The organism is Gabonibacter massiliensis, from assembly GCA_001487125.1.
Taxonomy (GTDB): Bacteria; Bacteroidota; Bacteroidia; order Bacteroidales; family Marinifilaceae; genus Gabonibacter; species Gabonibacter massiliensis.
The window spans coordinates 1262270-1285759 of record LN913013.1 but is presented as its reverse complement, the minus strand read 5'-3'; the positions used below and the strand labels follow the sequence as shown (position 1 = coordinate 1285759).

The 23490-nt window shown below is 41.7% G+C and carries 22 protein-coding genes and 1 other RNA gene; 15 read left to right on the top strand and 8 right to left on the bottom strand.

What is annotated here, in order from left to right; all coding sequences use genetic code 11:
* Window positions 1-19: 19 nt before the first annotated feature.
* Window positions 20-1051, top strand: coding sequence for a sensor histidine kinase (locus BN3283_RS09725; protein ID WP_059026534.1), 1032 nt, complete (start codon window positions 20-22; stop codon window positions 1049-1051).
* On the top strand, window positions 1044-1817 hold the full coding sequence (locus BN3283_RS09720; protein ID WP_059026533.1) for a LytR/AlgR family response regulator transcription factor: 774 nt from the start codon (window positions 1044-1046) through the stop codon (window positions 1815-1817). The genes BN3283_RS09725 and BN3283_RS09720 overlap by 8 nt, the downstream gene beginning before the upstream one ends.
* A 190-nt stretch (window positions 1818-2007) precedes the next feature.
* Here BN3283_RS09720 and BN3283_RS09715 read toward each other — a convergent pair whose 3' ends face one another.
* From BN3283_RS09715 to BN3283_RS09705, 4 genes are all read right to left on the bottom strand, one after another.
* The gene (locus tag BN3283_RS09715) at window positions 2008-2244 is read right to left on the bottom strand and encodes a hypothetical protein (RefSeq protein ID WP_059026532.1); all 237 of its coding nucleotides are present in this window, start codon (window positions 2242-2244) and stop codon (window positions 2008-2010) included.
* A gap of 5 nt (window positions 2245-2249) precedes the next feature.
* A complete protein-coding gene (locus BN3283_RS09710) occupies window positions 2250-2861 on the bottom strand; it encodes a hypothetical protein (RefSeq protein ID WP_059026531.1) in 612 nt (203 codons plus the stop codon).
* A gap of 174 nt (window positions 2862-3035) precedes the next feature.
* Window positions 3036-3437: a transfer-messenger RNA gene (gene ssrA / locus BN3283_RS14200) on the bottom strand.
* Window positions 3438-3498: 61 nt separating this feature from the next.
* Window positions 3499-4053: a manganese efflux pump MntP gene (locus BN3283_RS09705; RefSeq protein WP_059026530.1), complete on the bottom strand. Its 555-nt coding sequence runs from the start codon at window positions 4051-4053 to the stop codon at window positions 3499-3501.
* Window positions 4054-4168: 115 nt separating this feature from the next.
* On the opposite strand from BN3283_RS09705, the gene BN3283_RS09700 reads away from it, so the two are divergent.
* Window positions 4169-5155, top strand: coding sequence for a GSCFA domain-containing protein (locus BN3283_RS09700; RefSeq protein WP_059026529.1), 987 nt, complete (start codon window positions 4169-4171; stop codon window positions 5153-5155).
* On the opposite strand, the gene BN3283_RS09695 is transcribed toward BN3283_RS09700, so the two are convergent.
* Entirely contained in the window at window positions 5145-5675 is a 531-nt protein-coding gene (locus tag BN3283_RS09695; protein ID WP_059026528.1) for an SPOR domain-containing protein, read from the bottom strand. The two genes, BN3283_RS09700 and BN3283_RS09695, sit on opposite strands and share 11 nt — an antisense overlap.
* Before the next feature lie 172 nt (window positions 5676-5847).
* Here BN3283_RS09695 and BN3283_RS09690 point away from each other — a divergent pair, with 172 nt between their 5' ends.
* From BN3283_RS09690 to BN3283_RS09680, 3 genes are read left to right on the top strand one after another with little or no spacing between them, the layout of a single operon-like run.
* A complete protein-coding gene (locus tag BN3283_RS09690; RefSeq protein WP_059026527.1) occupies window positions 5848-7137 on the top strand; it encodes an L-cysteine desulfidase family protein in 1290 nt (429 codons plus the stop codon).
* 53 nt (window positions 7138-7190) lie between these two features.
* Entirely contained in the window at window positions 7191-7892 is a 702-nt protein-coding gene (locus BN3283_RS09685; RefSeq protein WP_059026526.1) for a TatD family hydrolase, read from the top strand.
* Window positions 7873-8589 (top strand): tRNA threonylcarbamoyladenosine dehydratase, encoded by a 717-nt coding sequence (locus BN3283_RS09680; RefSeq protein WP_181416516.1) that lies wholly within the window; start codon window positions 7873-7875, stop codon window positions 8587-8589. Before BN3283_RS09685 ends, BN3283_RS09680 begins: the two co-directional genes overlap by 20 nt.
* A 32-nt stretch (window positions 8590-8621) precedes the next feature.
* On the opposite strand, the gene clpX is transcribed toward BN3283_RS09680, so the two are convergent.
* Window positions 8622-9839 carry an ATP-dependent Clp protease ATP-binding subunit ClpX gene (gene clpX / locus BN3283_RS09675; RefSeq protein WP_041502720.1) on the bottom strand — a complete coding sequence of 406 codons (1218 nt, stop codon included), beginning with the start codon at window positions 9837-9839 and terminating at the stop codon, window positions 8622-8624.
* Window positions 9840-9842: 3 nt separating this feature from the next.
* The gene (gene clpP, locus BN3283_RS09670) at window positions 9843-10517 is read right to left on the bottom strand and encodes an ATP-dependent Clp endopeptidase proteolytic subunit ClpP (RefSeq protein ID WP_041502690.1); all 675 of its coding nucleotides are present in this window, start codon (window positions 10515-10517) and stop codon (window positions 9843-9845) included.
* Between the two features lie 367 nt (window positions 10518-10884).
* Between clpP and BN3283_RS09660 the strand changes: the two genes are divergently transcribed.
* From BN3283_RS09660 to BN3283_RS09635, 6 genes are all read left to right on the top strand, one after another.
* Window positions 10885-11424 carry an RNA polymerase sigma-70 factor gene (locus tag BN3283_RS09660; protein WP_059026524.1) on the top strand — a complete coding sequence of 180 codons (540 nt, stop codon included), beginning with the start codon at window positions 10885-10887 and terminating at the stop codon, window positions 11422-11424.
* Between the two features lie 79 nt (window positions 11425-11503).
* On the top strand, window positions 11504-12652 hold the full coding sequence (locus BN3283_RS09655) for a FecR family protein (protein WP_059026523.1): 1149 nt from the start codon (window positions 11504-11506) through the stop codon (window positions 12650-12652).
* Window positions 12653-12771: 119 nt separating this feature from the next.
* Window positions 12772-16368, top strand: coding sequence for a SusC/RagA family TonB-linked outer membrane protein (locus tag BN3283_RS09650; RefSeq protein ID WP_059027229.1), 3597 nt, complete (start codon window positions 12772-12774; stop codon window positions 16366-16368).
* Window positions 16369-16380: 12 nt separating this feature from the next.
* Window positions 16381-17760: a RagB/SusD family nutrient uptake outer membrane protein gene (locus BN3283_RS09645; protein WP_059026522.1), complete on the top strand. Its 1380-nt coding sequence runs from the start codon at window positions 16381-16383 to the stop codon at window positions 17758-17760.
* 31 nt (window positions 17761-17791) lie between these two features.
* Window positions 17792-17998 (top strand): hypothetical protein, encoded by a 207-nt coding sequence (locus tag BN3283_RS09640; protein WP_146216442.1) that lies wholly within the window; start codon window positions 17792-17794, stop codon window positions 17996-17998.
* Between the two features lie 35 nt (window positions 17999-18033).
* Window positions 18034-19269 (top strand): hypothetical protein, encoded by a 1236-nt coding sequence (locus tag BN3283_RS09635; protein WP_059026521.1) that lies wholly within the window; start codon window positions 18034-18036, stop codon window positions 19267-19269.
* A 175-nt stretch (window positions 19270-19444) separates the two neighbouring features.
* Here BN3283_RS09635 and BN3283_RS09630 read toward each other — a convergent pair whose 3' ends face one another.
* Complete coding sequence (locus BN3283_RS09630; RefSeq protein WP_070807500.1) at window positions 19445-20452, bottom strand: aldose epimerase family protein; 1008 nt, start codon at window positions 20450-20452, stop codon at window positions 19445-19447.
* Between the two features lie 131 nt (window positions 20453-20583).
* Between BN3283_RS09630 and BN3283_RS09625 the strand changes: the two genes are divergently transcribed.
* From BN3283_RS09625 to BN3283_RS09615, 3 genes are all read left to right on the top strand, one after another.
* Window positions 20584-20958 (top strand): cupin domain-containing protein, encoded by a 375-nt coding sequence (locus BN3283_RS09625; RefSeq protein WP_041502704.1) that lies wholly within the window; start codon window positions 20584-20586, stop codon window positions 20956-20958.
* A gap of 339 nt (window positions 20959-21297) precedes the next feature.
* A complete protein-coding gene (locus BN3283_RS09620) occupies window positions 21298-21879 on the top strand; it encodes an RNA polymerase sigma-70 factor (RefSeq protein ID WP_286137632.1) in 582 nt (193 codons plus the stop codon).
* Between the two features lie 115 nt (window positions 21880-21994).
* Complete coding sequence (locus BN3283_RS09615) at window positions 21995-23320, top strand: MATE family efflux transporter (RefSeq protein WP_059026518.1); 1326 nt, start codon at window positions 21995-21997, stop codon at window positions 23318-23320.
* Window positions 23321-23490: the final 170 nt, after the last annotated feature.

Genomic DNA, 23490 nt, shown 5'->3' with positions numbered 1-23490 from the left:
AAACGGTATTGAAGATAGGATGAATACAAGACTAAACTCTTTTTTATATGTCGGATTGTTTTCCGGTCTTGGGGTATTTTCTTTTCTTTTGTTGATCAATTACTCCGGTTTCCCGTTACTATTAACCGATACGTTATCCTCAATCGGGGTATGCCTGTTTTTTATTTTGACTTTCAATATATTGGGTTATTTTACAATTCGGATCAGTTCCTGGCTAAACGATAGTTATGCTTTAAACACTCGTAGCCGATTGAGAATTGTATTCGTGTACGTGGTGGTCATGCTGATGTTTTTACTGTTAAATTACGGGTTGTTGGTTACAGCTAAACTTTTGGTAGGTTTGGCGCATCCGTTTACTTTTCCGAATGGGGGAGTGCGTCTCTTGATCCTTGTCTGGTTGGTGGAATTGGTCATTCTTGGATTACTGCTTGCTTATCGGGCCATGCAGAATATGCTTTATTTGCAGCAACGTACGTCGGCATTGCAAAAAGAGAACGATACGGCTCGTTACATGGCTTTGCAAAATCAATTGAATCCGCATTTTTTGTTTAATAGTCTCAATACCTTAATCGCCGAAATCGAATATAATCCTCAAAATGCGGTGAGTTTTACTAAAAACCTTTCGGATGTTTATCGTTATGTATTGCAATGTCAGGATAGACTTCTGGTTACCATGGGAGAAGAATTGGAATTTTTGAACTCGTATCTTTTTCTGCATGAGGTCCGGTTGGGAAATTGTATCACTTGTAACCTGATAGTTGCTGACGATTGTAAAGAGCGACTTTTACCTCCTCTGACATTGCAATTACTGGTCGAAAACGTGATAAAACACAATTCGATATCTGCAAGTCGCCCCATGGAAATCAATATAGAGGTAGAAAGGGACACGTTGGTGGTTCGTAATCTGATTAAACCCAAGATAGGAGATTCTTCGCCTGGCGTGGGACTTCAGAATCTGTCTAATCGATGCGAGTTGATTACGGGCAAGAGTATTGAGGTTTGTGATAAATTTGGAGTATTTACCGTGAAAATTCCTTTTGCAAATGAGTAGTTTGAAGGTCGGCATTATTGAAGACGAGGTCCCTGCAGCCCGTTTGTTATATATGATGATTCATCGATTACGCCCGGACTGGGAAATCATCGTGTTGTCCGGAAACGTGGAAGAGAATATACAATGGTTTACCGAAAATTCTCATCCTGATCTTTTATTTCTCGATATTCATTTGTCCGACGGTAATTCGTTCGATTTTTTAAACGCTGCTCGTCCCTCTTCCGTTATTGTTTTTACTACGGCTTACGATCAGTATGCCGTGCGGGCATTTGCGGTAAACAGTATAGATTATATTTTGAAACCTGTTGATGAAAAAAGATTATTGGAGGCCATCGTGAAATACGAATCGTTTACTGCAGGTGGTAAATTGCGGGCAGAGGATTATCTGGATACGATTCTTAATAGTTTGCAACAGAGAGAAAAGCCTTATCGGACCCGTTTTTTGATTTCCGGGGGAGATCGATTCCGCCCGCTGGAGGTAATCGATATCGCTTATTTTTATTCTGAAAATAAGATTACATTCGCTGTAACCTATTCAGGGCAGGAGCATATTGTCGATCTTTCGCTCAATAAACTGGTTGAACAACTTGATCCCGATCAGTTTTTCCGCGCTAATCGTCAGGTGCTTCTTTGTGTGAAAGCCATCATGCGTATAGAACCTTATTTCAACGGTAAAGTCGTTGTTTTTGTAAAACCGCCCTTTAAATCCCAGATTACGGTTAGCGAAGAAAAGATAACCGCCTTTAAACAATGGTTGAATTTTTAGAAATGCTATGGTTTATTTGTAATTGCCTTCGATCTATCGAATCAGGTAGACTATTTTCTAATCGATAATTCATGATTAATGACGATTTAAAACCATGTTAGTTTTACTTCGCCATGCTCGTTTATAACGAGCAAAATAAGCATAAAAGGTAACACTCACTCATGAAAGCGGGAAATATTCCCCGCTTTTATTAATTCCGAAAAATATGTTTATCTTTATCTTCAATTTTCAAACGAGCCAAATAACAAGCGGTCGCATAGGTAATTCCAATACCTACAATTAATTCAATACTGAACATGGCTGCATATGACCAAGAAAATTCCATATTTCCATACTCTCGCCATAAAAGGAGAATGCACATAAAAGGTAATATTTGCCAAAATGTTCTTTGAATAATTTTTTTCTGAATATTATTATTTTTCGTCATGATATTTATTCAAATACAATATTCCATAAAATCTTTATCCCTTGCCAAGCAGAGGCTCCAATTGCAAAACTAACGACATATCCCATTGCGGCTTGAATTGTTGCAAGACCCATACCCGGAATTAGAAGACCTTTGTAATCTATGAATATGAATGATGTTGCGAATCCTCCTATACCACCTTCAACATCAGCCCAGAAAATTTCTTCCGCCTTGCTTAAAAATGATTCAAACCAGCGATTCCAATCTCCGTCATACATCTCTTCTTCCGGAATGGCATTTGTTGTTTTTGCCTGAGATTCCATATTCTTTACTTGCTCCATCCAAAAAACAGAGCTGTATTTTGCCACGGACATACCTATTAATAATTGAGCCTGTTCTGACTCGGAAAGATCAGATTCTGCTACCTGTTTTTCTAATTTATTAATAGAAGATATAAGATCTTGTGGAGACGAATGTTTATCTTTACGTACTATATCCTTAAGATTCTTATAATACTTTCGCTGTTTATCACTATTGAATAATTGATTGTTAGAAGATTTTGCCTGTACTCGTGATTCCATTTTCTGAATGTCTTTTTCAGTTATCTTTACTCCTTCCGCAAAAGGCTTTTTATTCATAAAATCAACTATAAGTTTGCTTAATTTCTCTTTTTCATTTTGAGAAGACTTGGCCGTTGAAAATTTTGTAACGTGTTTGCTTTTAACTCGTGACGTTAAATGAACTCGACAACGGACATTTTAATAAATTAAGTGTCCGTTGTAAGTGTTGATTGTAAATAAGATTAAAAAACTTTGTGGAGCAGCAGGGAATCGAACCCTGGTCCAAACACGGAATCAATATGCTTTCTACATGCTTAGCTTTTTATTGGTTTTCGAATACAGCCCGGAAAAGAGCACCCAAACTGTACCTTAGCTTCTGAATTTCACCTGCGCCTCGAAGCATGACGCCGGCTAACCCTGTATTGCCTGCACCCCGGATGCCGGTTGGAACAAGGTGGATCCTCCGGCGGGATGTCTTGTCTCCACTATCCTTGAGCGGAGATTAAGCCTGAATCTACTGTGATTCGATTAGGCAGCAAGAGCGTAATTATTTTCGCCAATTAAAATTTTGCGTCCGGGATTAACGGGCCGGCTTCACTACGCCCGACATGCTTACATACCTATTCATCATGCTGTCAAATCCAGGTCTGCCCCATAGTTATGCAACAGCAAAGATAATGAAATATGCGGTATATTGAAGGGATCGGAAAAAAAATTATTCGGAGCAATGTTCGATAAGGATCTTTGTTCCTATGGCGATCAGGATGATTCCCCCGAGCAGTTCCACATTGATTCCTTTTATTTTTCCGAAGCGGTAACCGAAGCAAACCCCGGCGAGGGATAGAACGAATGTTGTAAAGCCGATAATAAATGAGGGGAGATATATACTGACCTTAAGAAAAGCCATGCTTATTCCGACGGCAAGAGCGTCGATACTGGTTGCTACTCCTAAGGTTAATAAGGTTTTGCTCGACAACGAGGCGAAAGAACTCTTCTCTTTCTGAAAAGACTCGTAAATCATTTTGCCTCCCAAGAAAGATAATAGAATGAAAGCAATCCAATGATCGTATGCTGTGATGTATGAACTGAAACTGACTCCCAGAGCCCACCCCGCGAGGGTCATCCCTCCTTGAAAAATCCCCATGGTTAAAGCTAACTTCATGGCTTGTTTCAGCCAAAACGGTTTCATAAAAATCCCCCCGCTGATACTTACGGCAAGGCTGTCCATCGCCAGACCAACGGCAATCATAAACATGGTGATGATTCCCATACACAGATATTTTGTACAAAAATATAAAATAGATGGAGATTGTCGGCACAAAAGAGGTAAATCTTCCGTATTTTTGTAGGAGAACTTAAAGAGTTTAAAATTAAAACAAAAGGAAATGAACTTGCAGACGAAGGTGAATATCACCCCTCCCGATTTTTTGATCGATTACCGTTCTAAACTGATGTTGCTGGGTTCTTGTTTTGCCGAAAACATGGGTAATAAGTTTACTTATTATAAATTCGATGTGGATGTGAATCCTTGCGGCATCGTGTATAATCCCCGTTCGGTAGCCAATGTGCTTCGCCTGATGTTAGACAACAAAAAGTTTCAGGAGTCGGATTTATTACGTGAGAATGGGAAATGGATAAGCCTCTATCATCATGGTTGTTTTTCGGATAGAGAACTTATGACGGTTTTGAACCGGATAAACGGAAGATTGGAAGAGGCCCGGGAGAATTTGAAAAGGACGGATTTATTAGTCGTAACATGGGGTACTGCCTGGGTTTATAAATACATGAAGACGGGGATGGTGGTGGCGAATTGTCATAAGATTCCCGCTAAGGAGTTCGAGCGTTATCGGTTGAGTGTCGGGGAGATTGCAGACGAATATATTTCGTTGATCCGTCGCTTGCGGGAGGTGAATCCCGATTTGCGGGTTATGTTTACCGTTAGTCCGATCCGTCACTGGAAAGATGGAGCCGATGGCAATCAGTTGAGTAAATCGACATTGTTACTGGCTATTGAGCAAATACGGGAGGCCGTGGAGCTGGTTTATTATTTCCCCGCTTACGAGATTGTGTTGGATGAGTTGCGGGATTATCGTTTTTACGCCGAAGATATGCTTCATTTAACCTCGTTTACGGTCGATTATATTTGGGAGCGTTTGTTGTTCAGTTATATCAGTCCGGATGTGTTGGGCGTGATGAATACGATCGGACGAATAAACAAGGGAATAACTCATCGTCCGTTCGATGCGACTTCCGATGATTATCGAAATTTAGTACGAAAACTACTGGCTGCCATTCGAGAGGTTACCCGGATTCATCCAACCGTAAATTTCGCGAAAGAGATAAAGCAGCTTGAAGCTTATCTTACCGTTTGAACGGCAACAAAGAGTCCGGACCTGAAGTCGTATCCTGTTCCTGTACCCGGTTTAATTCTTTTAAATAGATATCTGTTTTTACAGGATAACTGTTGGGATATTTCTTACGGATGCGTTTTAAAGCGGGGATTGCTTCGAGGCGGGAATGAAAATTTCCGACCCTGATTTTGAAATCGGGATCAAAGTATTGTAAATAAGCCGGAATATCGGGAAAAAGCTTTTCAAAATCTTCCGTGTATTTTTTTAAACTATCGACGTTTGAATTAAAAGAACTTGCGGATAGTATCTGGATTCGATAGCCTTTGAACGAGTATCCTTTTTTATTATTGGCTATATTTAATCTGACCAATTTTTCGATTCTGTGATCTCCGGAGATGTGAATATTTACTCCACCCAATCGATTGGGTTCCAGTAATTCGCGTATGAAATCAAATTCTTTCTCAACGGGAGGAATCGAGTCGTTTTGCCCCCGACCGTAACTCGCTATCAATAATAATACCGTGACTAAAATTGCTCTCATTTTTTATAAGATGTATTTAATCGTTCGCGTTATAACAATAGGCTACCATGGTCTTTCATGGAGTGAACAAAGATAGCATAAATTGTATTGAAATGATAGAAAAATAGATAAATAACATTATTTTTGTCGGATGGGGATATAATTAAAAGTTCACGTGTAAAAATCATATAGAATGACTCAAGTATCGAATAGCCAAATTGTTGACATATTAAGAAAAGAAGCTAAAGCAGCCTTGGGGTGTACGGAACCCGTGGCTTGTGCTCTTGCCTGTGCTAAATGCAAAGAGGTTTTAGGGAGTACTCCGGAATATTTGGAGGTGCGGGTGAGCGGGAATATATACAAAAACGGAATGGGCGTGGGGATTCCGGGAACGGGAATGGTAGGCCTTCCTATTGCTGCTGCTTTAGGTGCCGTTTGCGGCAAGAGCGAGTATGGTTTGGAAGTACTGAAAGAGGTGAACGAAGGGGATAATTTATTATTTGCAAAGGAGCTGGTATCGAAAGTCGTCGTTTCCATGAAAGAGGATGCACCCGATAAGTTATACGCGGAAGTGGATGCCCGGAGAGGGGATGATACGGCAAAAGTGATAATCATGAATGACCACACGAATATCGTGTATGTGGAGAAAAACGGGGAGATTATTTTTAAAAAAGAGTATCGGGTAGATGTCTCTAAATTATCGGAAGATAATTGTCCCGTGTTGAGTGTCAGAAGAATATGGGATTTTATTCATGAGGTGGAGTTGAAAGATATCGAATTCGTATTGGAGGGAGCCGAGATGAATAAGGAGATTGCTTCGGAAGGATTGAGAAAGGAGTATGGGTTGCAAATCGGTAAAACTTTGCAGGAAAATATCGATAAAGGAGTATTGGAAAATGATTTGTTGAACAATGCTTTGATTCAGGCTACGGCTGCTTCTGATGCTCGTATGGACGGGTGTCCGAAGCCTGTAATGACCAATTCCGGTAGCGGTAACCAAGGCATTACGGTGTATATGCCTGTTATTGTTGCGGCAGAAAAATTCGGTTCATCGAGAGAGCAGTTGGTGCGGGCTTTGGCCATGAGTAATTTGATTGCGGCTCATATTCACTCCTACATGGGGCATCTTTCGGCTCTTTGCGGTATACTGATTGCCGGGACCGGGGCTGCATCTGCCATAACTTACCTGATGGGCGGGAGTTACGAGCAAGTCGTAAATGCTATAAAAACGATGTGTTCCAATTTGACGGGAATGATGTGCGACGGAGCAAAACAGGGATGTGCTTTAAAGGTATACTCCGGGGTCTCCGCTGCCGTGCAGGCGGCTTTATTAGCCATGCGGGGAATTCAAACCCATGATGACGGGATCATAGAGGACGATATTGAAAAGACGATCCGAAATGTCGGGTTGATCGGAACGGCCGGAATGGAAGAGACGGATAAGACAATATTGAATATTATGTGTCGTAAGGGAAGTAAATAGTCTCCCTTTTTCCTATCTTTGTGTAGAAGAATTTGTCTTGCAAGCAAAGAGAAATGGTTTCCTATGTAAATATACATACGCATTGCGGAGGGGGCGGGGTCAATATATTGGACGTCGGGGAACTTTATGCCGGTTTGAAGATCGAATTGAAGAAGAGGCGTTTGGGAGGGGAGCGGTTTTTTTATTCCGTAGGCTGGCATCCGATGAAAAAACTCACGAGAAAAAGGGAAGAAATTTTGAAGGAGTTGGGGCAAATGATCGCCTTAAAAGAGGTGGTCGCCGTGGGAGAATGTGGTTTGGACCGGAGGTCCGCCGTGTTGTTTTCAGAACAGATCCCCTTGTTGATAGGACAGGTCGAGTTAGCGGAACAGGCACGAAAACCTTTGATTATTCATTGCGTTAAGGCCTATCCCGATTTGATCAGGGTTCGTAAAGGCGTGAAAACGACGGTCCCTTGGATTATTCATGGTTTTAATAATAATGAACAGATTCTTAATCAGTTATTAGAACACGGTTTTTATATTTCGGTAGGGCCTCAGTTGTTGAATCCTCGTTCGAACGCGTTTCGTTTGTTAAGAAAGATTCCGTTGTACGCTCTTTTTTTGGAGAGTGATGACCGGGATGTCCGGATCGAGGCGATATACGAATCTGCGGCTTCTGAATTGGGAATTGGAGAAGAGGAGTTGAAACGGGTTATTTGGGATAATTATCAAAAAGTGATAGAGATAAGGTATGATGACGGAATGGTTAAGTAGGACGGAATTGTTAATCGGGAAAGAGGCATTGAAGAAATTGCAGGAAGCTCACGTGTTGGTCGCGGGGTTAGGGGGGGTAGGCGCTTATGCTGCGGAACAGTTGTGTCGTGCGGGAATAGGAGAGATGACGATTATTGACGGGGATTGCGTGGAGGAGACCAATAAAAATCGTCAACTGCCTGCTTTAGATAGTAACATGGGCAAGCCTAAGGCCGAAGTTATGGCCGCTCGCTTTCGGGATATAAATCCGGAAATACGATTGCATGTTATCAATGATTATATTCGGGACGACCGGATGATTGAAGTGTTGAAGCTGGCTTCTTATGATTATATTGTGGATGCGATCGACACGTTGGCCCCTAAAATTTTTTTGATATACCACAGTTTGCAGAACGGTTACTCTATCGTGAGCTCGATGGGGTCCGGGGGAAAGTTCGACCCTACGCAAATACGGATTGCGGATATTTCTAAATCCTATAATTGTAATTTGGCAAGAATGCTGAGGAAGAGATTACATAAATTAGGTGTGTATAAAGGGGTAAAAGTCGTTTTCTCTCCGGAAGAGGTCGATCCTGAAGCGGTGGTTCTAAGTGAGGGTGAAAATAAGAAATCCAATGTGGGAACGATCTCTTATATGCCGCCTGCATTCGGTTGTTTTTGCGCCTCTGTCGTGATTCGTGATTTGATAGGGAAATAAAAGAAAAGCGGCCAATGACCGCTTTTCTATGATTAGGCCCGAAGTTTCTGGGCACTTAATTTTTGTAATTTGCTTTCGGCATACTCTTTGGTGATGGTGACGGTCTCGCATTTTTGCGAGGGAATCTCGAACATCAGGTCTGTCATGATCGCTTCGCAAATGGAACGAAGTCCGCGTGCACCCAATTTGAATTCGATCGCTTTATCGACAATGTATTCGAATACCTCTTCATCGAAATTCAATTGTATATGATCCAAATCGAACAATTTCACGTATTGCCGGATAATGGCATTTTTCGGTTCCGTGAGAATATTCCTCAGGGCTTGTCTGTCTAATGGTTCTAAATAAGTCAATACCGGCAGGCGTCCGATGATTTCTGGAATGAGCCCGAAGGATTTTAAATCTTGGGGGGCAATGTATTGAAGCATGTTGTCCCGGTCGATGGTTTCGGTTTCTTTACTGGCGGTAAAGCCTACTACCTGGGTGTTCATTCTTTGGGCTATCTTCTTCTCGATGCCATCGAAAGCTCCCCCGCAGATAAACAGAATATTTTTCGTATTTACGGGTATCAGTTTTTGTTCCGGGTGTTTTCGTCCACCCTGAGGCGGTACGTTTACGATCGAACCTTCCAATAGTTTCAATAGGCCTTGCTGAACTCCTTCTCCGCTGACATCCCGGGTAATGGAAGGGTTGTCTCCTTTACGGGCGATCTTGTCTATTTCATCGATAAACACGATTCCTTTTTCGGCGGCTTCCACGTCGTAATCGGCGGCTTGAAGCAATCGCGTCAAGATGGATTCGATATCTTCTCCCACGTAGCCGGCCTCCGTTAAAACCGTGGCGTCCACGATGGTAAAAGGAACATGCAACATTTTGGCAATGGTACGTGCTAACAGGGTTTTTCCCGTTCCTGTTCTGCCGACCATAATGATATTCGATTTCTCTATTTCGACGTCATCCTGAGTCTCTTTTTGGGCCAAACGCTTGTAATGGTTATACACGGCTACGGCTAAATGTTTTTTAGCCTCGTCTTGCCCGATCACGTATTGATCCATGAATTCCTTGATCTCGATCGGTTTTTTTACTTCGATCTGATCCAGATTTAACGAAGAGGTATGGTTTTTTTGTTCTTCCTGTACGATATCGTACGCTTGTGTTGCACACATATCACAGATGAAACCGTCCACACCCGATATAAGAAGATCCACTTCATCTCTGGATCTTCCGCAAAAAGAGCACTTGTCTTGCATCATTTATTTTTCTCTGGTTAATACCACATCGATCATGCCGTAGTTTTTAGCTTCCTCGGCAGTCATCCAGTAATCTCGATCGGAATCCTTTTCCACTTTTTTGAACGGGTTTCCGGAATGATCGGCAATAATCGTGTATAGTTCTTTTTTCAATTTGGCAATTTCACGTGCTGTGATCTCGATGTCGGATGCTTGTCCTGAGGCTCCACCCATAGGTTGGTGAATCATTACCCGGGAGTGTTGCAAGGCGGAACGTTTCCCTTTGGTTCCGGCTGTCAGGAGCACGGCTCCCATGGAAGCTGCCATTCCGGTACAGATAGTTGCCACGTCACATTTTATATATTGCATGGTGTCGTATATCCCCAAACCGGCATACACGGAACCTCCGGGCGTGTTGAAATAAATCTGGATGTCTTTTCCGGGGTCCGTGGATTCCAGAAAAAGAAGTTGAGCCATGATGATATTGGCCACATCATCGTCGATAGGTGTACCTAAAAAAATAATCCGGTCCATCATCAAACGGGAAAATACGTCCATCGTGGCGATGTTCAATTGACGCTCTTCGATGATGGTCGGAGATATATAGCTTGCCGTGGCAGATTCGAATCGGTGCAGGTTTAAGCTGCTAATGCCTTTATGTTTCGTGGCATATTTTTGAAATTCATTTTTTGGAAACATATTATTTTAATTTAATCCGCCGCTAAGTTACGAAAAAACGAAGCGAAAGACAAGTATGTAACAAAGATTAACCGGGTGGTGGCTATCCGGGGCTGATCGGGTAAAGGTGCCGGGAATCCGTACGTGTAGAGGTCGTCTATAAAGAGCTTTCGATTGGAAATTAGGTAAAGGTTTTTATAGTGATAAAAAATTTTTATTTTTGAATACAAAAAAATCATATTTGTTTTCTGTTCGGGAACGAAGGAAATCTAAATTAGATTGTAATAACGAGAAATAATATAAATAGTTGATTATTAGTGTAAATTATTGTTTGCACCAATAAAAACTTTTGGGGGATTTTAAGATAATAAGCAGCAAAATATAAAATATGGATTTGTTTGAAAGGATAAAAGCGGGCGATAGAGTGGCGTTTAAGACTCTTTTTGATCTATATTATAAAGATTTGTTGCGGGTAGCTGTTTATTACGTACGTGACTTCGAGGTGGCTAAGGACATCGTTCAGGAACTTTATGCGAAATTGTGGGAAAACCGTGATGCTTTGCAGAGGGTGGAAAATGAACGGGGGTATTTAAGAAATAGTACGCGGAATCGTTGTCTGAATTACCGGGAACACAGTTTGGTCGTGGATAAATACCAACGATCGTACGTGGAGGAAGCGTGTGAAGAAGAGCCGGAGGAGTTGATTCAAAACGTAAAACGTTTACTGGAACGTTTGCCGGAAAAGAGACGTAAAATTTTGGAATTAAGTATTGTCGAGTCCAAATCTTACGCGGAGATCGCGCAAGAACAGGGTGTTATGATAAATACGGTCAAAGATCATATTCGTAAAGCCTATGCTTTTATAAGGGAAAATACTTCAAAAGAAAAATTGAAATCCATATTGTTTTTTTTATTTCGAAAAAAATAAAAATTAACATTTTCGAGCCCCACCAGTTGGAGAGATTCCTGTCATTTATATAAAATTGTTTTAAACAAATGTATAAAAAATGACGACCGAAAAGGGAGTAGAAGGGATCATTTATGATAAGTTGTGTGGCGAATCGCTTTCCGCTGAAGAGGAGGGTTTGTTTATGGAGTGGTATGCTTTGCCCGAACATCGGAAACAATATCACGAATTGGAGCGAATAAAATTCGCTGTATATATCGCGGGGTGTGAACGCAAAATCGTTTTGGCAAGAGAGTGGCAAAAAATTCATCAGAAAATAGATGAAAAGAGAATCGTCCCGGTATGGATACGCTATGCCGCCGTGTTTATTCTTCTTTTCGGAGTGGGGATTCTATGGTGGAATCCAATGGAGAAAAACGAGTTCGTTTCGGATAATCCGGTAGTCGTGCCCGGTAAAAAGCAAGCCGTTCTGACGTTATCCAACGGTAAAAAAATAGTGCTTGGCGATTCGTTGGTAAAACCTGTCACGGAAGAGAAAGGAGTGGTCATTCGAGGACTTTCCGGAAATATGTTGGCCTATGATATCGTGGGGGAGGAGGTAAAACGGACCTATAACCGGATTGCGGTACCCCGGGGAGGCGAATACGTTCTGACTCTATCCGACGGTTCCGTCGTGTGGTTGAATTCGGAGAGTTCGCTCTATTATCCGATTGTTTTTACCGGAGACACCCGTGAGGTTACCTTGACGGGAGAGGGTTTTTTTGATGTGAAAAAAGCGGATGGAAAGCCTTTTATCGTGAATTCGGAAAAAATGAATGTTCGCGTGTTGGGGACTCAATTCAATGTAAGAGTATATCCTGGCGAGAGCCAGCATACCACTTTGGTAAAGGGGGCTGTTGAGGTAAAGGATGGAAAACGAGCGGTACAACTGATCCCCGGACAACAAGTCTCTTTGGTAAAAGATTCTATGGTCGTTCGGGAAGTAGATCCTATGGATTACGTTGCCTGGCGGTACGGGGAATTTAACTTCAGGCAATGTCGGTTGGTGGAGTTGTTTGAAGAGTTGGCCAGATGGTACGATCTGAATCTGTTCTTTGTTAATCCGGAAGTGAAGGAGTATGTTTTCACGGCTTCTTTTAAACGAAGCACTCCGGTGGATGAAGTGATATCTATTTTAGAAAAAACGAAAAACATTAAAGTCGAATTAAAAGGGAAAACATTAAAAGTCACAAAAAATTGTCGGAATTAAAAAAATCGGGAGATGTTGGCGTATCTCCCGATCGGTAAAATTCCTTGTCAGAGGAATTTTAAAGTCTAATCATTAACAACAAAACTATGAAAAATCTAAGAGAAAAACTCATTTGGATTATGATTAAATTTAAATTGTTTTGCCTCGTCATGGCTTTGGGCATTTCGGGACTGAATGCGAAAGTCTGGTCACAGCAGGAAAAATTGAGTTTAACGATGAATGGGGATCTTGTTCAGTTATTTGAAAAGATTCAGAAACAGACCGGTTTCAGATTTGTTTTTAACCATGCTGATGTGAAAGGATACCAATTGAAGGGTGAGGTCAAGGAAAAAACTGTTTCTGAAATTCTGGATTGGGCATTAGCGAATAAGCCGTTGAAATACGAGATCGTTAATGAGCATGTAATTATTTATTATGAGTCGGCTAAACCGGCACAGGATTCAGTAAAGATGGTAAATATAAAAGGGACGGTGCGTGATGAAGGCGGTTTGCTTTTGCCTGGGGTTTCGGTTATGATAAAGGGTACGTTGGTCGGTGTCGCCACGGGTAATGACGGAAAGTTTACCTTGAATGTTCCGGTGAGAGATACGGTAATACTTGTTTTCTCGTTCGTGGGGATGAAGACTTTGGAAGTAAAATTCGATCCGGACAAAACGGAGTATAACGTGGTAATGAAGGACGAGCAGGTGGCTTTGGATGATGTAGTGATCACCGGATTTCGACAAACAACGAGACAAAAAGCGACGGGCTCCGTGGCTGTCCTAACGAAAGAGAATTTTGCCAATAAAGCTCAACCGACAGTGGATAATTTGCTTCAGGGGCAGATTGCGGGCGTGAGCGTACAGGCCATATCCGGACGTCCGGGCGAGTCGGCTAAGATACGGATCAGGGGAACCAGTACATTTAGCGGGGATGCCGATCCGTTATGGGTTATAGACGGGGTTCCGTTGCAACAAACTTTTCCTAATATTTCGACAACTCAAATTAAATCCGGCGATTTCAGTACGCTTTTTTTGAACGGAATCGGGGGAGTAAACCCGAATGATATAGAGAATGTGACGGTATTGAAAGATGCCGCGGCTGCAGCTATTTACGGTTCCCGTGCGGCCGGGGGTGTTATCGTTGTGACGACCAAGAAGGGGAAAGCCGGAAAGATGCGGGTCAATTATGCGGGTAATGTTACCATTGTAGGAAAACCGCAACGGGATGGAAATCTGATGAATTCGGCCGAAAAATTGGCATGGGAACAGGAGTTGTGGGATGAATTCTCCGCGGAAAAGTACAATGAGGGCCTTCGTTATCCGGTTGTGGGTATTGTCGGTATGTTACGTTCCGGCCGGTTGGGAAAGGACGGTAAGTTCAAAGGTGATAATGGTTACGAACCGATGAGTGCGGAAGAGCAGGACGCTTACCTTCGGGAGTTGAGCGGGCACACGACGAACTGGTTTGACGAATTGTTCCGTACTACGGTTTCGACCAGCCACCATCTGTCTCTTTCGGGAGGTGCTGAGCGTTCTACTTATTATATTGCATTAGGGTATTCGAAAGATAATGGGGTGTTGAAAAAAACGGATTATGACCGATATAGTTTCAATGCCAAAATTAATTTAATGCCGATAGATCAATTAAAATTAGATTTTGGTTTTGATTTGGCCCAGCAGAAATCCGGAGGTTCTTCTTTGAACGTGGATCCTTTCAAATATGCTTATTTTGCCAATCCCTACGAACGTCCCTATAACGAAGACGGAAGTTACCGGGCGGACGTGACTTATCATTCGTTACCCAAGATGAATGATGCATCGAGTACGACGTTATTGCCGCCCAACGGATTTAATATAATGCGGGAGATCGATGAGACTTCCAGTAAGGTAAATAATTTCTCAACCACCTTGCGAATGGGAGTAGAGTATCGCTTTATCGAGAAATTGAAATTTGCAGGATTGGCTTCCTATACTTTTACCAATAATAAAACGGATAATATCAATGGAATCAATACCTATGCGGCTTACGCCGATCGGTTTAGTTTCGATCGTAAAAATCCGGACAGGGTATACGGTTCGATTACACAGACTTCCGGGAACAACAGCAGTTATTTCCTAAGGGGACATTTCATGTATGACGATCTGTACGGTGAGAATCATCGTTTGTCCGTATTGGCCGGAGCCGAGATACGGGGAACAAAGGCTAAAAGCATGTATGCCAAACGGTATGGTTACGATCCGGTAACGGGAAATTCCTCCATTCCCATCCCCTCTAAACCCGCGAGTGGAGATAATATCAGTTATTCCGATCTGGAATCTTTCGCGGCAATCGTGGACCAGCTTTCAGGAGAAAACGTGATCGAGAATCGTTTTGCTTCTTTCTATGCTTCATTGGATTACTATCTGATGGAACGTTATATCTTTAGTTTCTCGTTCAGAACGGACGGATCAAACCATTTCGGTAGCGACGAGCAATTTAATCCGACGTGGTCATTGGGAGCCGTATGGCATTTGGGAGACGAGAACTTCATGGCTCCTTTGAAGCCGGTATTGAACCGGGTGGCATTACGGGCAGCTTTCGGTTACACGGGTAACGTGAATACCTCTTATAGTCCGGAATTAATCATGAACTACGATAAGGTAAATCGTAAATTCGGTAACGGTTTAAGGATGGCTACCGTGTATAATGCTCCTAATCCGAATTTAAGATGGGAGAAAACAAAGGATATGAAGTTAGCGTTGGATTTCGGTTTATGGAATGACCGGATTTCAGGTTTGGTGGAGTGGTATTATCGATTAAGTTCCGATGTGGCGACCGACGTGAAGGTATTGACGACAACCGGATTCAATCATCAGGGGTATAATACCTCCGAGATAGAGAATAAGGGGATCGAGGGAACGCTGAACGTGAAGGTATTGGATGGAAAAGATTTTAAATTGAAAGTTTCGGCAAATGTGGCCTGGAATCAGAATAAGTTGAAAAAATATAATCCACCTGCCTCTACCTATTACTCCTACGAGGGATTCCCCCTGAGCGGTATATTCGGCGGAAGGGTAACGGGTATCGATCCTCAAAACGGGATGTACTTGTTCGAATTGCGTCCGGATGCAGAAATCAATCAGGCCACGGATTTGCATAAAGGCGATAATTACCGTTTTTATTTGGGAACGAATATCGCTCCCGTTACCGGAGGTTTCAATGTGAATTTTTCCTATAAAAATGTCAGTTTGAATGTAGGTGGCTCTTATTCGTCCGGGGCGAAAGTGATAAATAATCTTGCTTCTCCGGCCAGTTATAGCCGGGTGGGCTCTTCTTCCGGAGATTATGAACCCGTTCAGTCGGATTATAATGATCTGTATACCAATCATCTGAATGTTCAGAGAGACCGGACGAACCGGTGGACCCCGAATCGTACGACGGGAGTGAAATACGGACGCATTATCGATAGTTTCGGCGACCGTTTGTATTTGGATTACTATAATCCGACGGAGACGGTGATTACGCGGGGAATTATGCTGGAGAATATCTCTTATCTGCGTATCCAGAACATCTCGATCGCTTATAATTTGGGAACGGAGGTATTGAATAAATTGAAATTGTCTTCTATGGGCTTCATGTTGACGATGAATAATTTCTTTACCATTACGAATTATTCGGGACTTGATCCGGAAACGCCGGGAGCTACCTATCCGAAGACCCGTTCCGTGACTTTAGGTATAACTGTTGGATTCTAAAAATGACAGGATATGAAAAATTTGAAATTATATATATTATTGGTATTTAGCTTTTGCTGTTCTTGTAAAGATTACTTGGATGTCAAAGAGCAGGGTGTTGCTATTCCCAAAAGCGCCGAAGAGTTCTCGGCTATTCTCCATGCCCGACTGAACGATATGGATTACGGGAGTGAGGAGGTCGTTTTGGGAAATGCGAGGACCATTCTGAATTATGAATGTTACGGTGATAACCAGAATACGAATTTGTCGACGGCAGGAATCTCGTTGCCTATATACGTGGGTTCGAAAATCAATGATTTCCAGTCTGATTACGAGGAGTTATATGCCGTGATCCGGGATTGTAACCTGATTTTGGATAACATGGAACAACGGGACTCTGAGTTAGGAAAAAATGTGTTGGGAACAGCTTATGCTTTGAGAGCCGTTTGCTATTATAACTTGATGCGGAATTTTTGTGAGCCTTATGATCCGGAAAGGGCTGAAGATAGGTTGGGCTTACCGATAGTCAGTACTTTCGATATGGAAGCGAAGCCTGTTCGCTCCGATTTGAAAACTACGGCAAAATTTATTGAAGAAGATTTGAAAAAAGCCATTACTTATAATGTGCAGGAAGGGATGTACCGTTTTACGGCGGATGTGGCAAAGGCTTATTTAGCCCGGCTTTATTTCTGGTGTCAGGATTGGGGTAATGCTATTCCGGTAGCAAAAGAGATTTTAGAAAAATATCCCTTGCTGTCGGGGCAGGAGTATACGGATATGATTCAGAGTCAGAACACTCAAAAAGGAAATATTTTGTTAAGATCTTACGTGATTTCCGGGGATTTTTATTCAGATTCGGATTACGCGGATGCGAAGAGAGATGCTAAATACCGCCCCGCGAGAAAAGAGTTTGTGGATCTGTTTGTCGAGAAAGGAAGAGACGTGCGTTACGCTATCTCTTTCGATGAGAAAAGGTTGAATATGAAAAATATTTTTTCCGGAGTACGTAGTGCGGAGATGTGTTTGATTTTGGCCGAGTCTTACGCTCATCAAAGTAATGGGACATCGGAAGCCTTGTCGTATTTAAACCAGTTGCGGGAGAAACGGATTAGCGATTACGTCCCCTATACCCTTGAAACTTTGCCGGAGGTAAACCCGAATGCCCGGATTAAGGTGGATGCGACCGGAGCCTCTTTGACCAAATTGATGTCGGCTATTTTCGATGAACGTCGGAAAGAGTTGTATATGGAAGGAGACCGTTGGTTTGAGTTGAAACGAAACGGACGCCCGGAATTCTGGGTTGCAAGAAACGGATTGAAGTACGAGACGAGTACTTATCTGTACACGGCTCCCTTGCCTAAAAATGATATCGCCCTGTTGCCGGGACTGATTCAAAATGAAGGATATGAATAATAGTGTCAAACGAAACAAAACAGGAAGAATTATGAAAAAGCTAATATATATTTTGGTTATGGGCGGGATGTTCTCTTTTATCGGTTGCGGCGATGTCGGAGATTATCCTAAAAAGTCCGATGATTATAAAAATGTGGATCCTTATGTGTTGCCTAAAGCAAAGGTGTTGACTCAGGAGGAGCGGGATGCGGTTCAGGCGGAACGGGATGAGTATACAACGGCTACGGAAGTGGAGTAGTTCGAATGATCTTCTAATAATTAAAATGAAAGCATATGAAAAATATATTGTTTCTATTCGCTCTGTTCACTTTCGGTTGTTTGGCAACAGGGTGTAACGATGATGATGATAAAGATTCGACCCTATCTTTTGACCGGGCCGTGTATATTTTACAAGCGGAAGCTCCGTTAGAGGTTACCCTTTTAGCATCTGTTCCGGCGAGCGAGGCTTTTTCGGTCCCTTTTGATATTACGGGAACAGCTGTTTTAGATGAAGATTATACGATTTCGGCCCGTCAATTCGAATTTAAACTGGGGGAGTCGAGCGCAAAAATAGTGATTACGCCTAAAGACAATCTTAACGAGGGGCGTGAGATCAAGTTGGCCTTGAAACCGGTATCCGGATACCGGTTGTGGAATAATAAGATCGCCATGATTCCGATAGAATTGAAAGAACGATTCAGTTGTTCTTTTATGAAGGCAAAAACCGAATTGACGCAAAAATTGGATGTGGAAATACAGATTAGCGGAGAATTGAACAGTAGTAGCGTGCCTTCCGTGGATTTGCATTTACCGTTTATTTTTACCGAAGCGACAACCGCCGAATTAGGAAAACATTTTTCTATTGAAGGAGATGTGAATGAATTTGTTATTCCGGCAGGCCAGAAAAAAGCTAAAATCAGCATTGACTTTTTGGCATTGGAAGCCGGAAAAGACATAATCGAACTAGAGTTAGATCCGGATGCCCGCTTTTTTGTCGGAGACTACAATAGGCTGACGATTAAAATCGTAGGTCCTTCTTTTTATGAGCGGATGTTAGGAAAATGGGCATTCAAAGAATTTGCCAGCTACGAGTTTATCGTCGGGTGGTGCGAGTATCCTAACGATTTGGATAATATGCCGTTGGATAACCGTTCGGATGATATTTTGGAATTTGTATCTGGAGAAAAAGACGAGTTGAAAGTACATATGACCGGAGATCTGCGGAAGTATTTCCGGGATAGCGAGGTGACGTTCCTCGGGGAGATAGAGGATGAGGTGAGTGATTTGGAAGATATTATATTACTGCCTTATATGGAGTTGAGTAATGTAAACGTTACCTTCTCCGACAACCAGACGGATATACGTCCTGCCAGAGTCGGATTCCGAGTGCTCGATAACGGTAAAACGCTTGAAGTGCATATCGTGGATTTCGAACCTGTTGATTTCTTGCAGGATACTTATGCCGACTGGGGAGACGAGATTGCTTATTTCTACCGAATGAGGTATCTTTTCACGAAGGTGGAAGAGTAGAAAGAGTTTTTTACGAGTAGAGGGTGCATCTCTTGTGTATGTGTTTAAATAAGAAGGTCGTGATACTGAAAAGTATTGCGACCTTTTTTATAGTGATAAAATGCTGTCGTTAAATGTATGGTAAAAATCGATCATCTTTTAAATGTCTACAAAAAACGGGGAAAACACCCCGTTTTTACCAAATATCATCGGTTTCTTCCTTGCTGAAACAGTTTAAGGAATAAATGGTCGTGTGATGGTATTTTTCTCCCGGTCGCAAAAGAGTAGAGGGGAAAGAGGGGTGGTGCGGACTGTCCGGGAACATTTGGGCTTCCAAAGCAATACCGGAAAACGGTCCGTAATGTTTACCTTGTTTACCATTTTCGACTTGCAGAAATTTGCCCGTGTATACCTGTAAACCGGGATAATCCGAAAGAATAGTAAGTAAGATACCTGTCTGCGGAGAGCTGAGTTCCGCCATCAGTTGGATAGAACCTAAATCGGGAAATAGATAACAATCGTCTAAACCGTCTTTTTCAATAATGTCCGAAAGTCGTTTCGGAAAATGAAACGTGTGATCTCTATCTGCGGTTAGAATATTTCCCGTAGGGATGAGTTCCGGGTTGGTCTCCAGTAAGCGATTGGAGTATAATTGAAGTTCCAGTCCCGCGATGGTTTCCTGCTCCGGATTCAGGTTGAAATAGGGATGGTGGGTGATATTTACAAACGTGTCCCGGTCGGTCGTGGCATCATACGTTATTTTCAACGTGTTGTTGGCCAGTATATACTGAACGGTGACCTCCAATTTACCGGGAAAACCTCCTTCTCCGTCGTTACTGGTATAACGTAGAATTAAGTGATGGTCGTCGATTTGTTCCCCGTCCCAATATTGACGATCAAATCCTGCCGATCCGCCGTGCAGACAATTGCTACGGTCGTTTTTTTCTAAAGAGAAGATTTGCCCGTTCAATGTGATTTCTCCTCTATGGATCCGGTTAGCGTAACGGCCGATCGTGGTACCGAGATAAGGATAATTGTTCAGGTAATCGGGAGATACGTATTGCTCCGGATCATCAAATCCCAGAACGATATCAACTAATTTCCAATTGCAGTCACGCGTGTATATGTTTTTTATGATACCACCGTAATTACAAATGTGCACCTCAATATCCTCGTTCTTTAAGATATATTCTTTAATTTGCATAATCGGTTCTTGTTTTGGTTGTGGTAAAATTAAAGAAAATAGTTTTTTGTTGTTATGAATAGACATTTTTAATATCTTTCGTGTTATAAGAAAATAGAAGATAAAATATAAAAGTATTAAAGAAGAGTCATATGGATCAAAAAATGAATTATAAATTGCAGATGGACATTAAATACGATTATCTTGAAAAAATAAATGTTCCGGAAATCGTGAAAAATTGTACCGATAAATGGTTTAATCAATCCTTGTGCAATGTAAACTCTTCCGTGTTCAGATTAGGTATTTTTGAAGGAGAATTTCATATGCATAAACATGATCATGACGATGAGTTGTTTTTTGTTATCGATGGTAATATTGTCTTGGAAACGGAAAAAGGTACTTTTGAATTGGGACAATATGAAGGAGTATGTGTTCCCAAAGGGGTTATGCACAGGCCCATTGCTAAAAATAAAGCTATTGTGCTTATGATCGAGAATACGGGTATTGATCCTATTGGAGACGATTGAGCGTGCGAACGAGGTAATAACTATGGGAAGAGTAGTAATTAATATAGGATAAATATAATATTATTGCACCGAAGACAATAGCTTTTTCGGCGGATTTGTTTTAAACAGGCAAAACATTTGATCTTACTGTTTGCGTGATTTTTATTTTGTTGGCGATTATTTATGTCCTTTATAAGCGATTCTGATGGTGTAATCATCGATTTGCTTTCTTTAATGGAGGAAATATGCACAGACGTATTCAAATATTTGTTTATTGTTTGTACTTCTTTGTGAAAATAATATTTTATAAATATATTTGTAAAATATACATACGCGTAAGGAAAGATAATGATCTGGAATATGTCTGATGTTAATATCCAATCCGAAGAATTTATAAAAGGATTAGTCCATAGGGAGCCGCGGTCTTTCCGATGTTTATTCTATTTTTTTCACAAACGCTTGTGCCTTTTTGCCTTGAAGATCGTAAAAGATTCCTGTGAGGCGGAAGACATTGTTCAGGAGGTTTTTTTGGCTTTTTGGAAAACGGATATCGTAAAATTTCCGAATCTAAAAACGATCCGAATTTTTTTGTACAATAGCGTTCAGAACCGTTGTTTGAATTATCTTCGGGATCGGGAAATTCAGGAACGGAATTATAAAAAATTAGGTCGGCAAGAGTGCGATGAAGATTATATTCTCTGCCAACAGATCCGGGCCGATGTCGTGGCTGAAATTTTCGATGCCATTAACGAATTACCGGAAAAGTGCAGGGAGATCTTTACCTTGTCTTATATTAAAGAGTTGCCGGATAAGGAGATTGCCGAGTTGTTGCAAATCAGCCCGAATACGATTAAGACCCAAAAACAACGGGCCAAAACTTTTCTGCGTACCCGTCTTGGAGATATTTTTGTGTATGTTACGATGTTTTTTCCGGGTTTTTAACGTTATATTTTTAGGTACATGTATCTAAAAGAAATGCTTTCTTCTCGGTAAACAAAACGGGAACATTTGATTTTTAGATTATCTTTGTCGCCCTGACTTCAAATTTAAACCGATTATGCGATTTACCAACCGACAGATTTTACATATAGCAGGCCCGATACTGATCAGTGTGTTAATGGAACACTTGATCGGAATGACGGATACGGCCTTTTTGGGGCGTGTCGGTGAAATCGAGTTAGGGGCTTCCGCGTTGGCGGGAGTCTATTACTTAGCGATTTTCATGCTCGGGTTCGGATTTAGTACGGGGGTTCAGATTTTGATCGGCAGGCGGAACGGAGAGGGTAATTATGCTTCAATCGGATCTATTTTTAATCAAGGATTGTTGTTTCAGCTTTTTTGGGCGACGTTGATTTTTTCTATTTCCAGAATTTGTTCGGCTCCGGTACTCGATGCCATCATAGACTCTCCTAAAGTATACGAGGCTACCCTTAGTTACCTGAACTGGAGAGTGTACGGCTTCTTTTTTTCGTTTGCGGCATTGATATTCAGGGCATTCTATATCGGAATTGCGGATACGCGTACGCTTACGGCCAACTCTTTGGTCATGGTCGGAACGAATATCGTGTTGAATTACATTTTGATTTTCGGTAAATTCGGTTTTCCGGCATTGGGTATTGCGGGAGCAGCGATCGCTTCCGTGATAGCTGAAATGGTCTCGTTGCTTTTCTTTGTCTTTTACACGGGAATTAGGGTAGACCGGAATAAATATAATTTATATCGTTTCCGGCGTTTCGAAAGGCAATTACTCGGCCGTATATTGAATATTTCCGTATGGACCATGATGCAGGCATTTATATCCATTAGTACCTGGTTTTTATTTTTTATTGCCGTCGAACATTTGGGGGAGCGTCCGTTGGCTATTACCAATGTACTTCGTAATATATCCTCTCTGTTTTTTATTATTGTCAGTGCTTTTGCTACCACGGCTTCTTCGTTGGTCAGTAATTTATTAGGATCGGGGGAGCAACACCGGGTGATGGAGACTTTTAAAAAGGTGAGCCGACTTTGTTATATGTTTATTCTTCCTCTGGTCTTGTTAATGGCTTTGTTTCCGACACCGATCATGAGGATATACACGGATAATTCCTCTCTGATCGAAGCGGCGGTTCCTTCTTTTTACGTGATGATATTCGTTTATCTGATCAGTGTTCCGGCCAATATCCTTTTCAATATGGTCTCTGGGACCGGCAACACCCGTCCGGCTTTGTACATGGAACTGATTTCTCTTCTCTTTTACGTATCGTCGGTCGTTTATATTGTTATCTATTGGAAAGCGGATATTGCCGTCTGCTGGACGACGGAATACATATACCTGCTGTCGATGGGAAGTTTAGCTTACTGGTATATGAAGAAAGGAAGTTGGAAGAATAAAGAGATTTGAATATTAGAACGTTTTGTTCTTCCTAAAACGGGAGGTATTTTAAGATATTGAAAAATAAATAGAAATAAAACGATATTTATAGTGTCCGTTTCATTTATTGTGTTACCTTTGACACGTATTTGAGAAGAAATAGTTTTTGTATTCGAATTCCTGCCCGGCAGTAAATGTTA